Annotated in this window: 18 protein-coding genes and 1 tRNA gene; 7 read left to right on the top strand and 12 right to left on the bottom strand. The window is 70.1% G+C overall.

The window, feature by feature from the left end; genetic code table 11:
• Window positions 1–47 precede the first annotated feature (47 nt).
• Genes VIL67_RS09960 through ftsE form a run of 4 tightly spaced genes read right to left on the bottom strand, consistent with a single transcriptional unit; the run spans window position 48 to window position 2,996 of the window.
• Window positions 48–752, bottom strand: a complete 705-nt coding sequence (locus VIL67_RS09960; RefSeq protein WP_332048725.1) for a lysophospholipid acyltransferase family protein — start codon at window positions 750–752, stop codon at window positions 48–50.
• The gene (locus VIL67_RS09955; RefSeq protein WP_332048724.1) at window positions 749–1,378 is read right to left on the bottom strand and encodes a YdcF family protein; all 630 of its coding nucleotides are present in this window, start codon (window positions 1,376–1,378) and stop codon (window positions 749–751) included. The genes VIL67_RS09960 and VIL67_RS09955 overlap by 4 nt, the downstream gene beginning before the upstream one ends.
• Window positions 1,375–2,271, bottom strand: coding sequence for a cell division protein FtsX (locus VIL67_RS09950; protein WP_332048723.1), 897 nt, complete (start codon window positions 2,269–2,271; stop codon window positions 1,375–1,377). Before VIL67_RS09950 ends, VIL67_RS09955 begins: the two co-directional genes overlap by 4 nt.
• Window positions 2,268–2,996 carry a cell division ATP-binding protein FtsE gene (ftsE, locus tag VIL67_RS09945; RefSeq protein WP_414696197.1) on the bottom strand — a complete coding sequence of 243 codons (729 nt, stop codon included), beginning with the start codon at window positions 2,994–2,996 and terminating at the stop codon, window positions 2,268–2,270. Before ftsE ends, VIL67_RS09950 begins: the two co-directional genes overlap by 4 nt.
• A 57-nt stretch (window positions 2,997–3,053) precedes the next feature.
• Here ftsE and VIL67_RS09940 point away from each other — a divergent pair, with 57 nt between their 5' ends.
• Together VIL67_RS09940 and VIL67_RS09935 are read left to right on the top strand one after the other, a co-directional pair.
• Window positions 3,054–3,920, top strand: a complete 867-nt coding sequence (locus VIL67_RS09940) for an MJ0042-type zinc finger domain-containing protein (RefSeq protein ID WP_332048721.1) — start codon at window positions 3,054–3,056, stop codon at window positions 3,918–3,920.
• Window positions 3,913–4,440 (top strand): phosphoribosyltransferase, encoded by a 528-nt coding sequence (locus VIL67_RS09935; RefSeq protein WP_332048720.1) that lies wholly within the window; start codon window positions 3,913–3,915, stop codon window positions 4,438–4,440. Before VIL67_RS09940 ends, VIL67_RS09935 begins: the two co-directional genes overlap by 8 nt.
• Before the next feature lies 1 nt (window position 4,441).
• Here the strand turns inward: VIL67_RS09935 and lysA are convergent, their stop codons facing one another.
• From lysA to argH, 3 genes are read right to left on the bottom strand one after another with little or no spacing between them, the layout of a single operon-like run.
• Window positions 4,442–5,710 (bottom strand): diaminopimelate decarboxylase, encoded by a 1,269-nt coding sequence (gene lysA, locus VIL67_RS09930; RefSeq protein ID WP_332048719.1) that lies wholly within the window; start codon window positions 5,708–5,710, stop codon window positions 4,442–4,444.
• A complete protein-coding gene (locus VIL67_RS09925; protein WP_332048718.1) occupies window positions 5,707–6,018 on the bottom strand; it encodes a hypothetical protein in 312 nt (103 codons plus the stop codon). The genes lysA and VIL67_RS09925 overlap by 4 nt, the downstream gene beginning before the upstream one ends.
• Window positions 6,015–7,448, bottom strand: coding sequence for an argininosuccinate lyase (gene argH, locus VIL67_RS09920; protein ID WP_332048717.1), 1,434 nt, complete (start codon window positions 7,446–7,448; stop codon window positions 6,015–6,017). The genes VIL67_RS09925 and argH overlap by 4 nt, the downstream gene beginning before the upstream one ends.
• On the opposite strand from argH, the gene VIL67_RS09915 reads away from it, so the two are divergent.
• The gene (locus VIL67_RS09915) at window positions 7,449–8,066 is read left to right on the top strand and encodes a TlpA family protein disulfide reductase (protein ID WP_332048716.1); all 618 of its coding nucleotides are present in this window, start codon (window positions 7,449–7,451) and stop codon (window positions 8,064–8,066) included.
• 5 nt (window positions 8,067–8,071) lie between these two features.
• Here VIL67_RS09915 and VIL67_RS09910 read toward each other — a convergent pair whose 3' ends face one another.
• Window positions 8,072–8,452, bottom strand: a complete 381-nt coding sequence (locus VIL67_RS09910) for a helix-turn-helix domain-containing protein (RefSeq protein WP_332048715.1) — start codon at window positions 8,450–8,452, stop codon at window positions 8,072–8,074.
• Between the two features lie 272 nt (window positions 8,453–8,724).
• On the opposite strand from VIL67_RS09910, the gene VIL67_RS09905 reads away from it, so the two are divergent.
• From VIL67_RS09905 to VIL67_RS09895, 3 genes are all read left to right on the top strand, one after another.
• A complete protein-coding gene (locus VIL67_RS09905; RefSeq protein WP_332048714.1) occupies window positions 8,725–9,696 on the top strand; it encodes a lysozyme inhibitor LprI family protein in 972 nt (323 codons plus the stop codon).
• A gap of 72 nt (window positions 9,697–9,768) precedes the next feature.
• A complete protein-coding gene (locus VIL67_RS09900) occupies window positions 9,769–10,020 on the top strand; it encodes a hypothetical protein (protein ID WP_332048713.1) in 252 nt (83 codons plus the stop codon).
• A 61-nt stretch (window positions 10,021–10,081) separates the two neighbouring features.
• A complete protein-coding gene (locus tag VIL67_RS09895) occupies window positions 10,082–10,582 on the top strand; it encodes a DOMON-like domain-containing protein (protein WP_332048712.1) in 501 nt (166 codons plus the stop codon).
• A gap of 11 nt (window positions 10,583–10,593) precedes the next feature.
• On the opposite strand, the gene VIL67_RS09890 is transcribed toward VIL67_RS09895, so the two are convergent.
• Window positions 10,594–10,670, bottom strand: a tRNA-Arg gene (locus VIL67_RS09890).
• 82 nt (window positions 10,671–10,752) lie between these two features.
• Between VIL67_RS09890 and VIL67_RS09885 the strand changes: the two genes are divergently transcribed.
• Window positions 10,753–12,039 carry a dicarboxylate/amino acid:cation symporter gene (locus VIL67_RS09885; protein ID WP_332048971.1) on the top strand — a complete coding sequence of 429 codons (1,287 nt, stop codon included), beginning with the start codon at window positions 10,753–10,755 and terminating at the stop codon, window positions 12,037–12,039.
• Window positions 12,040–12,104: 65 nt separating this feature from the next.
• On the opposite strand, the gene VIL67_RS09880 is transcribed toward VIL67_RS09885, so the two are convergent.
• The 3 genes from VIL67_RS09880 to VIL67_RS09870 all read right to left on the bottom strand — a co-directional run bounded on the left by VIL67_RS09880 (window position 12,105) and on the right by VIL67_RS09870 (window position 13,627).
• Window positions 12,105–12,614 (bottom strand): CarD family transcriptional regulator, encoded by a 510-nt coding sequence (locus VIL67_RS09880; protein WP_332048711.1) that lies wholly within the window; start codon window positions 12,612–12,614, stop codon window positions 12,105–12,107.
• Between the two features lie 293 nt (window positions 12,615–12,907).
• Window positions 12,908–13,249: a ferredoxin FdxA gene (gene fdxA / locus VIL67_RS09875; protein WP_332048710.1), complete on the bottom strand. Its 342-nt coding sequence runs from the start codon at window positions 13,247–13,249 to the stop codon at window positions 12,908–12,910.
• A 66-nt stretch (window positions 13,250–13,315) separates the two neighbouring features.
• Complete coding sequence (locus tag VIL67_RS09870; protein WP_332048709.1) at window positions 13,316–13,627, bottom strand: RNA-binding S4 domain-containing protein; 312 nt, start codon at window positions 13,625–13,627, stop codon at window positions 13,316–13,318.
• Window positions 13,628–13,697: the final 70 nt, after the last annotated feature.

Below are 13,697 nucleotides of genomic sequence, written 5' to 3'. Positions count from 1 at the left end.
GGGCGCCGCTATGTTCCAAGCCTCAGCAGCCGCGATGGTGGAGGACGTCAGAGCGTCAGCAGCTTCGCGGACGCCGCCTCGATGCGCTCTTCCAGGGTGCGCATGAACTCGGCGCGCTTCAGGCCGGGGGGGATCGGCTCCAGGTACTCGAACACGATGACGCCCGGCCGGCGGATGAAGCCGCTCCTCGGCCAGTGGACGCCGGCGTTGGTCGCCACCGGATGCACCGGGACGTCCAACTCGCGGTACAGGGCGGCGATGCCGGGCTTGTAGTCGGGCGGCGCGCCAGGCGGCTGGCGAGTGCCTTCCGGGAAGATCACCACCTGGCGTCCGTCCTTGAAGAGCTCGGTCCCCTCGCGCACCACCTGGCGCAGGGTCTTGGAGTGGCCTTCCCGGTCGATGACGATTGTCCCCACCTTGCGGGCGTACCAGCCGAACCAGGGGATCCAGGCCAGCTCCTTCTTCATGACGAAGGCTGAGCCGGGCAGCCAGGTGAACTGGGCGAAGACGTCCAGCATGCACTGATGCTTCGGCGCCACCAGGGCCGGGCCCTGCGGAATGTGCTCGCGGCCGCGGACCTCCACCCGGATACCGCAGATCGCCAGCATGGCGACGACGCCGCGGCCCCAGAAATGGAACAGCGCCAGGGTCCAGCGCGCGGGCCCAAGCAGGACGGGCGTGCCGAGCACCGCGATCGCCGCCGTCCACAGGTAGAACAGGGCCACGTAGAGGAACGAGCGGACGGCGATCACGAGCCAGCCTTCTGTTGCGCCGCAGGCGTTTCGCGGGGACCGAGCCCCAGCACCGCCTCACGGCCGAGGATCGCCAGATACTTGCTGTACTCCACCACCATCAAGCGGGCCGCCGCCGGGCTGCGCCACCAGCGCCGCGCCTTCAGGGACGGCGTCGGCACCGGATAGGGCTTGAGCCGGACCGCCGGCTCGCGGAGCACCGCGCGCAGCTCGAGCATGGCGCGCGGCATGTGGTAGTCGGCCGTGACCACGATCAGGGTGTCGTACCGCAGCGCGCTCGCCCACTCGGCCGTCTCGCGGGCGTTGCCCACCGTGTCGGCGGCGGTGAACCCCAGATCCACGCAGCAGTCGTATAGCCGCCGCACCGCACGGCCGACGGTGCGGATGTCCTCCCGGCTCGCCTCGCGGTTCACGCCGGAGACCAGCACCCGCTGACCGAGGTCGCGCTCCAGCAGATTGATCGCCGTCCCGATGCGCTGATTGGAATTGGCTCCGGTCAGGGCGACAATTCCATCCGCCGGCGCCGGTAGCGGCGCGGGCGTCGACTGCTGGACGCGCGTGGCGAACGCCAGCAGGCCCGCTGTCCAGATCAACGCCAGGACCAGGAAGGCCGCGACAGACTTCATTCCATCTCTCGGATCAGCGATCCAGCCGTGAGCCGCGCCGCCAACGCCGCCACGGCGGCCGCGAAGAGGGGGCAGGGTAGCACCGCCAGGAGATCGATCCACGCGATGGGCAGGGCTGGGGTCAAGCCCGCGCCGCCGCCGGCCAGGCGGGCGGCCGCACCGGCGAGCGCCGCGGCGCCGGCTCCGAGCAGGCCGGCCAGGCCAGCGATCTGGGCGAAGCGCAGCTGGAACAGCCTGGCGATGAAGGAGTCCTCAGCGCCCGACAGGTGCAGCACCTCCACCACGTCCTTGCGAGCCGCCAGCCCCGCGCGGGTGGCGAACGCGACCACGGCGGCTGCCGCGCCGGCGATCAGCAGGAACACCGCCGCGCCGGCCCATCGGACGGCGCCGGCCGCTCGCCGGATGTCGTCGATCCAGACGCTGTGGTCATCCACGACGGCGTCTACGCCTTGCGCCTTCAGCGCTCGGTCCAAGGCTTGGGCGTTCGCAGGGGACTTCGGGTCCAGAGTGACAGCCACGAGGCGGGGAACCGGCAGATCCTCGAGGTCGGCGACGTCGCCGAGCCAAGGCCGGATCAGGTCGTAGGCCTTTTCCCGCTCCAGGGCGCGGGCCTCACTGACGCCGGTGACCCCGGCCAGCGCCTCTGCGGCGCGCGCGGCGGCGGCGTCGGGCGTTTCGCCGCCACGGGCGCGGACGATCACCGTCGCCTCGCCAGCCAGCTGGCCGCTCCAACCGCGCGCGGCCCGGTCAGCCGCCAAGACCCCCATGGCCGTCAGGCAGGCCAGGAAGCAGAGCACCGCCACCACGAAGATCAGCGCACCGTCTCGCCCGTCGCTTTCGGGCAGGAACGGCGCAGGCTTCCAGCGTGCGGGATCGAAGAGGCCCTGGCTCATGCGGCTCCGGGCCCCATCGGCCCCTTCGGCGTGAGGCGGCCGCGCTCGAGGTGCAGCACCGGACGGCCGGAGCGGGCCACCAGGTCCTGGTCGTGGGTGGCGATGACGATCGTCGTCCCCAGGCGGTTCAGCTCGACGAACAGCCGGAAGATCCTGAGCGCCATGTCATGATCCACATTGCCCGTGGGCTCGTCCGCCAGCAGGATCTCGGGGCGGTTGACCACCGCGCGGGCGATCGCCAACCGCTGCTTCTCCCCGCCGGCCAGGGTGGCCGGCATGGCGTGCATCCGCTGACCGAGCCCCACCCAGCTGAGCAGCTCGGCCACGTCGTTGCGATAGTCGGCGGGCCGGGCCCCGGCGATACGCAACGGGATGGCGGCGTTGTCGAAAGCCGACAGGTGCTCCAGCAGCAGCAGGTCCTGGAAGACCACCCCGATGCGGCGCCTCAGGTGCGGCCGGGTGCGCGCGTTCTCGTGGGCAACGTCATGGCCGAAGAGGTGGATCAGGCCCTTGGACGGCCTGGCGGCCAGGTAGATCAGCTTCAGGAGCGAGCTCTTGCCCGCGCCGGAAGGGCCGGTGATGAAATGGAAGCTGCCCGGCGCCAGGGCGAAGGTGAGGTCGCTCAGCACTTCCGGCCCGCGGCCGTAGCGCATGGACACGTCGTCGAAACGGACGACCTCGTCGGCAGCGTCTGTCGCCACAGCGACGTTGGGGTTTCTGGACATGGAGCCGGAAATCGGCGACCTCGAAGGGGGTTGCTGGAGCGTCGCGATTCGGCCGTCATGATACTGACCTGTCCAGAGTGCGCCACCAGCTATTTCGTGGATGACTCGCGCATCCCTGAGGGCGGCCGGACGGTCAAATGCACCAGCTGCGGCGCCCGCTGGCACACGGCGCGCGACTTAGTCCAACCCGAACCCGACGCAGACCTCTTCGAAGAGCCTGCCGAGAACCCTCCGGCCGAAATCGAGACCGAGGCTGACGCCGCGCCGCAGCCGGCGGCCGACGAAGCGCCGGACGATGATCTCGAGGTCAGCGGCCCCGAGCCGGCGTCGAAGGCGCCGACGCCCAGGCCGCAGGCGAAGAAGCCCGTGGGAGCGATCCTGGCCTGGGGACTGATGGCCGCCAGCGTCGTGGCTCTGGTGGTCGCCGCCCTGGTGTTCCGCGACGACGTGGTGCGGCTCGCCCCGCAGACCTCCGGCGCCTACGCCGGCCTGGGGGTGTCCGTGAACAGCCTGGGTCTGGTCATCGAGGACGTGAAGACCGAGGCGGTGTTCCAGGGAGGTCGTCCGGTGCTGGCGGTGACCGGCAAGATCCGCAACCTCAGAGAAGAGCCGGTCCTGGCGCCCGCGATACGCATGGACCTCCTGAGCGCCGCTGGCCGCCCGGTGGCCGCCAAGATCTTCCGGCCGGTGGACCCAAAGATCCCCGGGCGTGCGATCCGGCACTTCGCGGTCGCCATCGAGGGACCGCCGTCCAACCTGCAGAAGCTGGCCGTGGCGTTCGAGAGCCCCGGCGGCGGGCACGCGGTCCCCGCGGCGGTGCATGCCGATGCGCACGCCCCCGAAACAGGCCACCACCCCGAGCCCGCCGAAGCCCAGCCGCTTCCCGCCCATGCCCCTGACGCGCTAAGCGACCACCATGGCTGACGAGATCAAAGAAGTCCTGCTCACCGAGGCGGAGGTCGCGGAGCGGGTGGAGGCCCTGGCGCGCATCATGGCCCCGCGCCTGGATGACGACACGGTGGCGGTGTGCCTGCTGACGGGCGGTCTGTGGTTCTGCGCCGACCTGATGCGCGCCCTGGCTCGCCATGGGCGGCACGTGCGCTTCGACGCGCTGTGGCTGGCGTCCTACAAGGACCAGCGGGTCTCCACCGGCCGCTGTGAGGTGCGCGCCGACCTGCAGCGCCCGCTGGTGGGGCAGAAGGCGCTGATCGTAGACGACGTGTTCGACACCGGCCTCTCGCTGTCGGAGGCCGCCCGGCTGGTGCGCGACGCCGGCGCCAGCGAGGTGATGACCTGCGTCTTCGCCTCCAAACCCTGGCCGACCGAGCGGGCGATCAAACCGGATTTCGTCGCCTGGGAGGCCCCGCCGCGGTTCCTCGTCGGCTATGGCATGGACAACGCGGGCCAGTACCGCGGCCTGCCGTTCGTCGGCGCGATGGACTAGCTCACAGCCAGGGGGCGGGCCGTTCCCGCTCCAGCATGTCGTCATAGCTCGGCCGCGGCCGGACGACGGCGTAGTCGCCCCCGCGCACAAGGACCTCCGGCACCAGCAGGCGGCTGTTGTACTCGCTGGACATGGCGGCGCCGTAAGCTCCGGCGCTCATGAAGGCCACCAGGTCGCCGGCCGCCAGCGGCGGCAGCGGCCGGTCGCGGGTGAAGGTGTCGCCGGTCTCACAGACCGGCCCGACCACGTCATAGGTCTCGGGCGCACCCTCGCGCGGGGTGACCGGCCGGATGTCGTGGTAGGCGTCGTACATGGCGGGCCGGAGCAGGTCGTTCATCGCCGCATCCAGCACCAGGAAGTTCCGCCCCTCGGGGCGGCGGTTGACGTGCAGCACCTGGGCCACCAGCACGCCGGCGTTGGCGGCGATCATCCGCCCCGGTTCGAAGGCGAACTGGATATCGAGACCGCCCATGGCCCGGGCGATCATCTGCGCGTAGGCCTCGGGGGAGGGGGGCTCCGGCTGGTTGAAGTAGGGCACGCCCAGGCCCCCGCCCAGGTCCAGCCGGTCCACCGAGAGCCCCTCACCGCGCAGGCGTTCGACGAGCCCGCGCATCTTGCCGAAGGCCGCCTCCATCGGCGCGAGCTCGGTGATCTGGCTGCCGATGTGACAGGCGACCCCCACCGGCTTCACGCCGGCCATGTTCGAGGCGTTGGCGTAGAGTCGCTCGGCCTCGGCGAAGGAGACGCCGAACTTGTTCTCCGCCTTGCCCGTGGAGATCTTGGCGTGGCCGCCCGCCTCCACATCGGGGTTCACCCGCACCGCCACCTGAGCGCGCACGCCCAACCGCTGCGCCACGGTGTTCACCAGGTGCAGCTCGGGCTCGGACTCCACGTTGATCTCGGCGACGCCGACCTGCAGGGCGAATTCGATCTCGCGCTCGCTCTTGCCGACACCCGAGAAAACGATCCGCTCGGCGGGAATGCCCGCCGCGAGGGCGCGCCGAACCTCGCCCTCGGAGACCACATCGGCGCCGGCGCCCAGCCGCCCCAGCGTGCGCAGCACCGCCAGGTTTGGGTTCGCCTTCACCGCGAACGCGATCAGCGGCGCCTCCAGCCCAGCGCTCACCAGCGCGTCGCGTAGTACCGTGTAGTGTCGCTCCAGAGTGGCCGACGAATAGACGTAGACCGGCGTCCCCACCTCCGCGGCGAGGCGCGCCAGGGACACGTCCTCACAGTGGAGCTCGCCAGCGCGCAGCTCGAAATGGTTCATCGGCGCGGGTTGGCGTACGGGTCGGGCAAGGCGCCTTGCGGCGACGGCCGGGTGGGGTCGGGGCTCTGACCCTGGATCGGGATGGTGCGCGAGGGGGCCGGGTCGGTGGTGCGGTCGCGCGGGTCGATGGTGTCCACCGGGCGCGTCGGGTCCTGCGCCTGCCGCTGTGCCTCGTCCGCCTCCCGCGTGGTGCCGCTTTCGTTGCCGAACAGCGGGCCGGGCCGCTCCAGCGCGCCCATCTTCCCGCATCCCGAGAGGATGGCGGCCATGCCGAGGAGCGCCAGGAGCGCGGGGATGCGGAGGGTCATGCCAGGAGTTCCTTCCAACGCTGGATCTGGGCCCGCACCTGGTCCGGCGCGGTTCCGCCATAGCTCTTTCGGCTGGCCGCAGAGGCCTGCGGGGTCAGCACCTCATAAACACCCGCGGTGATCCTCGGGTCCAGCGCCTGCAGCTCTGAGAGCGGCAGCCCTGGCAGGTCGCAGCCCAGCTGCTCGGCCCGCTTCACCGCCGCGCCGGTCACATGATGGGCGTCGCGGAACGGCAGGTTGAGCTCGCGGACCAGCCAGTCGGCGAGGTCGGTGGCCGTGGAGAACCCCGCGCCCGCGGCGGCGGCCATCTTCTCAGTCACGGGCTCGAGGTCGGCGACCATCCCGGCCATGGCCCTCAGGCTGAGCTCAAGAGCGTCGAAGGCCTCGAAGGTGGGGACCTTGTCCTCCTGCATGTCCTTCGAATAGGTCAGCGGCAGCCCCTTCATCACCACAGCCAGCTGGGTGAACGACCCCAGCAGGCGGCCGACCTTGGCGCGCACCAGTTCGGCGGCGTCCGGGTTCTTCTTCTGCGGCATGATGGAGGAGCCGGTGGTGAAGGCGTCCGACAGCCGCACAAAGCCGAACTGCGGCGTCATCCAGATGACGATCTCCTCGGCCAGGCGTGACAGGTGGGTGGCGCAGATTGTCGCCGCGGCGAGGGCCTCCAGCGCGAAGTCGCGGTCGGCGACGCTGTCCAAGGAGTTGGCGGTCGGTCGCTCGAACCCCAGCGCCCGGGCCGTCATGTGCCGGTCGATGGGGAACGGGGAGCCGGCCAGCGCCGCGGCGCCCAGGGGGCTCTCGTTCATCCGGGCGCGGGCGTCGGCGAACCGCGAGGCGTCGCGGCCGAACATCTCCACATAGGCCATCAGGTGGTGCCCGAAGGTCACGGGCTGCGCCGGCTGCAGGTGGGTGAAGCCGGGCATCACGGCGTCGGCGTAGGGCTCGGCCTTGGCCACCAGGGCCTTCTGCAGGGCGCGGACCTGCTCCGCGGCCCGGTCGCACGCGTCCCGCACCCACATGCGGAAGTCGAGCGCCACCTGATCGTTCCGCGAACGGGCGGTGTGCAGGCGACCGGCCGCTGGGCCAATGAGCTCCCGAAGCCGCGCCTCCACGTTCATGTGGATGTCCTCGAACTCCTCCCGGTATGGGAAGGTCCCGGCCGCGATCTCGGCGCCGATGGTTTCCAATCCGCCCTGGATGGCCGCCTCGTCCTCGCTTGAAATGACGCCCGCCTTGCGCAACATCGCCGCGTGCGCCCGCGACCCCGCCAGGTCCTGGGCGGCGAGACGGCGGTCGAAGCCGATGGAGACGTTGATCGCCTGCATCAGCTCGGCTGGCTTGTCCGAGAAGCGGCCGCCCCACATAGCTTGCCCGCTCTGGGCCTGCCCGGCGGGGGCGGTCTTCGGGGCGTCGGAGGAAGAGTCAGTCATATGAACGAACAGTCCGCGGCGAAGCCCAGGAGCGGCATACTGACATGGGCCCTCTGGGGCGCCGCTCTTATCGGCGTCGCGGCGGTTCTCTACATCATCGCGCAGTCTTCATTCAAACCTGCGCCGCAGGGCGGCCTCTCCAACCTGGCGAAGGGAGAGATGGCCAAGCTGGTGACGCCCGAAGAGCCGACCGCCGCGCCGGCGGCGACCTTCTACGACCCCGATGGCCGCGAGGTGCGCCTCGCCGACTTCAAGGGCAAGGTGGTGGTGATGAACGTCTGGGCCACCTGGTGCGGGCCGTGCGTCATCGAAATGCCGACGCTGGCGAAGCTGCAGGCTTCCTACGCGGGCAAGCCGGTCGAGGTGGTGGCCATCAGCATCGACAACGAGGACGCCGCCGAGAAGGCGCGCCTGTTCATCGGCAAGCACGCGCCGCTGAAATTCTACCACGACCGTTCGATGAAGCTGCCGTTCGGTCTGAAGCCGGCCATCGAGGGCATGCCGACCACAGTGATTTACGGCGCCGATGGATTCGAGAAGGCGCGCGTCGCCGGCGAGGCCGACTGGTCGAGCCCTGACGCCAGGGCGGTGATCGATAGGGTGCTCGCCGGCGACTGAGCGCCTCAGGCGACCTTCGCGGACTCCTTCGCCGCCTCAGGCGCCACGTTGCGCAGGAAGGCCACCAGGCTGGTGCGCGCCTCCGGCCCCAGCCGCTCGTACGCGGACAGCAGCTCCAGGGCCCCCGGCGTACGCATGCGCGACAGCATGTCGAGGTCGCCGGACGGCTCGCGGTCCGGCTGGTCCAGCACGTCCATCAGGTCGACCACCCTGCACTGGAGCGCGCGGGCGATCTGAACGAGCCGGGAGAAGGAGATCCGGTTGGTTCCGTTCTCGTACTTCTGGATCTGCTGGAAACTCACCCCGCACTGTTCGGCCAGCGCTTCCTGCGACAGGCCGATGGTGCGCCGACGGATGCGGACGGCCGCACCGAGGGCGATGTCCATCGGATCCGGCGCCTTTGTTGACGGATCTGCCAATTTCACCTCCCGAGCCCCGCCGAGGTCATATGGGTGCGACTCATTTTTGAATCATCGGTCGCCTGCCTCAGCTCAATCTGAGTAAAGGCCGGTATTTCAATTTTGAAAAGTGCTCTTCGTCAGATCGTGAAATCGCAACCGAGCGGAACCTTGGCCGTTCCTCGGACATGGCCGAAGATGCTGCACCGCCGACGTTAGATCCCTCGGAAGAGGGACGCCCGCGTCGCCGGCTCGGACTGGTGGCCGGCGCGCTTGCTGCGCTGGCGGCGTCAGGCGGGCTGGCCTGGTGGTTCGTCGGCGACGACGACGCCGGACCGACCAACCTCAGCACGCAGCAGCTGGCGAAGGCCTCGTCAGCGCGCGCCGCCGCGCCGCTTCGTATCGCCGAGCGGCTGGCCGATGAAGCCCAAGTGCGGCGCGCCTGGGACCAGTTCCAGACCCTCTATGCGGATTTGGGCGTCCAGGGGCTGGAGGACTTCTCCCGCGAGTGCGCCCGTGCGCTGGATGGGGATCCGCGGATCATCGACTACTGCCTCGCCTTCGATGCGTTCGCGGCTTCGGTGGCCCCCGAGGCGCCGTGGTTCGCAGAGGCCGATGTTCGGCAGGTGGAGCTCGCCCGCGCCGCCCTGCCGCCCGGCGTGGACCCCGCCGGACGTATCGCCGAGGTCCGCCGGCTGACGCGCGTCGTCACCGGCGCAGCCGCACCGGTCGAGGTCGCCGAGGCCGCGCCGCCCCCGGCCCCAGCCGCGTTGGCGCCCGCCGCTCCGTCCCCGGTCCCCGCAACGACGCCCGCGCCCGCGCCTGGGCCTGCGCGGGCCGCGCCCGAGGCGCCGCCGGTCGTACAGCGCGCGGCGGCCCCGAAAGCCGCACCGACGCGCGCGAAGCTGCAGAAGGCCTCGGCGCCGAGCCGCCCGCACCGGGCGGCCGGCAAGGCGGCCCCGACGCGGAAAGCCGCGAATCGCTGTCGGCTGGAGTCCACGCCGGCGGCCCGGGCGCTGTGCGAGAACCCGGACCTGCGCGTGGCCGAGCGGCGACTGAAGCGGGCGTACGAGCTGGCGCTCGCCGCGGGCGTGGACCGGCAGGAGCTCGACCGTCAGCAGGCGGAGTGGCGCACGGCCCAGAACGTCTACGCCGCGAGCAAGGACGCCATCGCCCGGTCCTACGAAATCCGGATCGGCCAGCTCGAGGCCACCGCGCAGGCGCCACAATGATAGCCGGTTAAGGTCTTGGTGACCGAAGCAGGGCCGAACTGGCGCTTCCCCGTTCGGCCACCGTCAGGACCCATGCGAGTCGTTCAGCTGCATCCCCCGTTCGACCACGGCGCCGCGCTCCGCGTGCCGCCGCCGCACGACGCCAAGAGCTGGCGGATGCTGTGGAGCTGGCTGGGGGACGAGGCGCAGGCCGTGGCCGAAGCCGCCGCGGTGCAGGTCCGCACGCCGGAGGGCCCGGTGATCGCTCACTGCGGAGACTGGATCGTGCTCAGCCATTCGGGCTCGTTCCACGTGGCCCACACCGTACGTATCCACGACGCCTGACTCACCGCGCGCCGCCGTGCCGGACCGGCTGATCCCTCATCCCGGCGCGGGCGGCCCGCCAGTGCGCCTGAAGGCCCGAGCTGAGCGCCAGGGGTCCGGGCGGCTGCAGCTCCAGTTCCGCCTGGAGGGCGACCTCGACCGGCTCAGAATTCCGCCGCCGACGGAGCCTGCGCGAGCCGACGGGCTGTGGCGGGCCACCTGTTTCGAAGCCTTCCTCGCGCCCGTGGGCGGCGAGGGCTACGTCGAGCTGAACCTCGCGCCGGATGGGCGCTGGGCCGCCTACCGCTTCGACGGCTACCGCGCCGGGATGCGCAACGCGGAGCGGATCGCACCGCCTACGATCTCGGTCGGCCATGGCGCCGACCTGTTCACCCTGGCCGCCACTGTGGACCTCGGCGAGGAGGGGGACCTTGCCGGCGCCCCATGGCGGGTCGCGCTGACAGCGGTGATCGAGGACGTGGCAGGGGCGCTGTCCTACTGGGCGCTCGCCCACCCGCACGGCCAACCTGACTTCCACCACCCGGCCGGATTCGTCCTCGAGCTGCCGCCGCCGGCCGCCTGAAGCGCCGCGCGTGGCGGCCCGGGAGGGACTCGAACCCCCGACCTTGGCTTTAGGAAAGCCCTGCTCTATCCGGCTGAGCTACCGGGCCACGCGCAGCGCGTGATAGCCTAAGCCCGCGGGCGTGCAAAACGCCGATCAGGGGAGACGGCGTTTTGGGCATCCTGCGTCACCTGCGCGTGCTGTACGTCCAGGTGCTGATCGCGGTGGTCTTGGGGATCACGGTGGGCGCGCTGTGGCCGACCTTCGGCGCTTCGCTGAAGCCGCTGGGCGACGCCTTCATCAAGCTGATCAAGATGGCCGTCGCGCCGGTCATCTTCTGCACGGTTGCGGCCGGCATCGCCCGGATGGGCGACCTCAAGGCGTTCGGCCGCCTGGGCGCCAAGACCCTCATCTATTTCGAGGTGGTCTCGACCCTGGCCCTGGTGGTGGGGCTGGTCGTCGGCCGCGTGCTGCAGCCGGGGGCCGGCTTCAACGTCGATCCGGCCACCCTCGACCCGTCGGTGGCCGCGGGCTACGCCGAGAAGGCCAAGCACGGCGACACCCTGGTCGACTACCTGCTGCACCTGATCCCCGACACCTTCTTCGGCGCCTTTGCCGAGGGGAACCTGCTGCAGGTGCTGGTCATCGCCATCCTGACCGGCTTCGCCTGCACCCGGATGGGCGACTTCGGGGAGCGGACGGCGCACGTGCTGGAGGAGGTCTCGAAGCTGTTCTTCGGGATCATCGGAGTGATCGTCCGACTAGCGCCGATCGGAGCGTTCGGCGCCATGGCGTTCACCATCGGCCGCTACGGCGTCGGCGCGCTCGTGGACCTCGGACAGCTGATCCTCACCTTCTACGCCACCAGCCTGGTGTTCGTGCTCGTGGTGCTGGGGGCCATCGCGGCGCTGGCGGGGTTCTCGGTCCTGAAGTTCATCCGCTACATCCGCGAGGAGCTGCTGATCGTGCTGGGCACCTCCTCGTCGGAGAGCGTGCTGCCCCAGATGATGCTGAAGCTGCAGCGGCTGGGGGCGGGGAAGGGGACCGTGGGCCTGGTGATCCCCACCGGCTACAGCTTCAACCTCGACGGCACCAACATCTACATGACGTTGGCGACGCTGTTCCTGGCCCAGGCCACCAACACGCCGCTGACGCTCACCCAGGAGCTGACGCTGCTGGGCGTGGCGATGCTCACCTCCAAGGGGGCGAGCGGGGTCACGGGCGCGGGTTTCATCACCCTGGCGGCCACCCTGGCGGTGATCCCTGACCTGCCGATCGCCGCCCTGGCCCTGTTGGTGGGGGTGGACCGGTTCATGAGCGAGTGCCGGGCGCTGACCAACCTGGTGGGCAACGGGGTCGCCACCCTGGTGATCGCCCGCTGGGAGGGGGACCTCGACCGCGAGAAGCTACGCGCCGAGCTGGCCGCCGGCCCCGACGACCGCCGCCCGCCCGTGCTGGCTAACGCCGAGGCGGACTGAGCCCCCACAGCAAAACGCCCGCCGGGGGTCCGGCGGGCGTCTCGCGATCAGCTTGGAGGCGGGCCTTAGGCGGCGACCGCCTTCACCAGCGACTTGTTGAGGATGCCGATGGCCGCCTCACGGTCGATCCGCTCGATGGCGGCGACCTCGCGGGCCATGCGGTCGAGGGCCGATTCATAGAGCTGGCGCTCGGAGTAGGACTGCTCGGGCTGGTTCTCGGCGCGGTGCAGGTCGCGGACGACCTCGGCGATGGAGATCAGGTCGCCCGAATTGATCTTGGCTTCGTACTCCTGGGCGCGGCGCGACCACATGGTGCGCTTCACCCGGGCGCGGCCCTTCAGGGTGGTGAGCGCCTGGGAGACCACATTGGTCTCGGCCAGCGGGCGCAGGCCGGCGGTCTTCGCCTTGGCGGTGGGCACGCGCAGCGTCATCTTCTCGTGATCGAAGGTGATGACATAGACCTCAAGCTTCAGACCGGCGACTTCCTGGGTCTCGATCCCCTGCACCTGGCCCACGCCGTGGGCCGGGTAGACGACGTGATCGCCAACCGAGAAATCCGTACCGTTCTTGCTCATCGCGAACCCTCTCAAAAAATCCGTTCGACCCTGTCGACGCCGTCAGACGCGGGCGGCCGCCAGGCAACAAGACGACGCGCTCCGCAAAAGGATGGCGGCGGCTTCTCGGCTGACGGGAAAACTTAACCTCTAGGACACCCTTCGCCTCTTCCCGGGATCGTCGCCGGGACGGCCGTTCTTCAGGAAGACGGGCAGGCGAAAAGCCTCATCGCCACGTCGTCCGTGACGGTATCATAAAATTCAGGCGAATGAAAGGGTTGGGCTGTCCGACCTGACGGCCCTTGTCAAGCCGCTCAGCTGCCGCGGCCAGGCTTTTCCGAGAAGTACTTCTCGAACTTGCCGGTCTCGCGCTCGTACTCTTCCTTGTCGGCCGGCGGCTCGCCCTTGACGGTGATGTTCGGCCAGATGCGGCTGTACTCGGAGTTGATCCGCAGCCACTTGCCGTCCGGGTCGTCCTCGGTGTCCGGCTTGATGGCGTCGACCGGGCATTCGGGCTCGCAGACGCCGCAGTCGATGCATTCGTCCGGGTTGATCGCCAGGAAGTTCTCGCCCTCGTAGAAGCAGTCGACCGGGCAGACCTCCACGCAATCCATGAACTTACATTTGATGCAGGGATCGGTGACGATGTAGGTCATCGGAAGAAATGAGGCTCCGGCCCGACGCTGAAGGCGGGCGGGTTTTCGGAGGACGGCGGCGCAAAGTCAATGCTGCTCGGCCGCATCCCCTCCCGAGGAATTCTGCAGGTCCGAATAGAGCGTCCGCGCCTCGGCCGGCGGGCCGCGGCGATCGCCCATGGCCTCCACCTGCACGGCGATCAGCCGCCCGCCGACCGCGAAGACCAGCTTGTCGCCGACTTTCACAGGACGCGAGGCCTTGTCGAGGCGGGTCTCGTCGAGGCCGCCGCGGGTCAGGCGCACCCGGCCTTCCTCGATGAACTTCGCCGAAAGCGACCGGGTCTTGAAGAAGCGGGCGCGCCAGAGCCAGACGTCCGCGCGGCAGGCGTCCTCGCTCATCCGGCTTCGCTCCGAGCGGAGCTTCGCAGGACCCGTCCGGCTTCGCTCCTGGCGGAGCTTCGCAGGACGG

The organism is Phenylobacterium sp., assembly GCF_036563385.1.
Lineage (GTDB): Bacteria > Pseudomonadota > Alphaproteobacteria > Caulobacterales > Caulobacteraceae > Phenylobacterium.
This window is presented reverse-complemented; position numbering and strand designations above follow the sequence as displayed.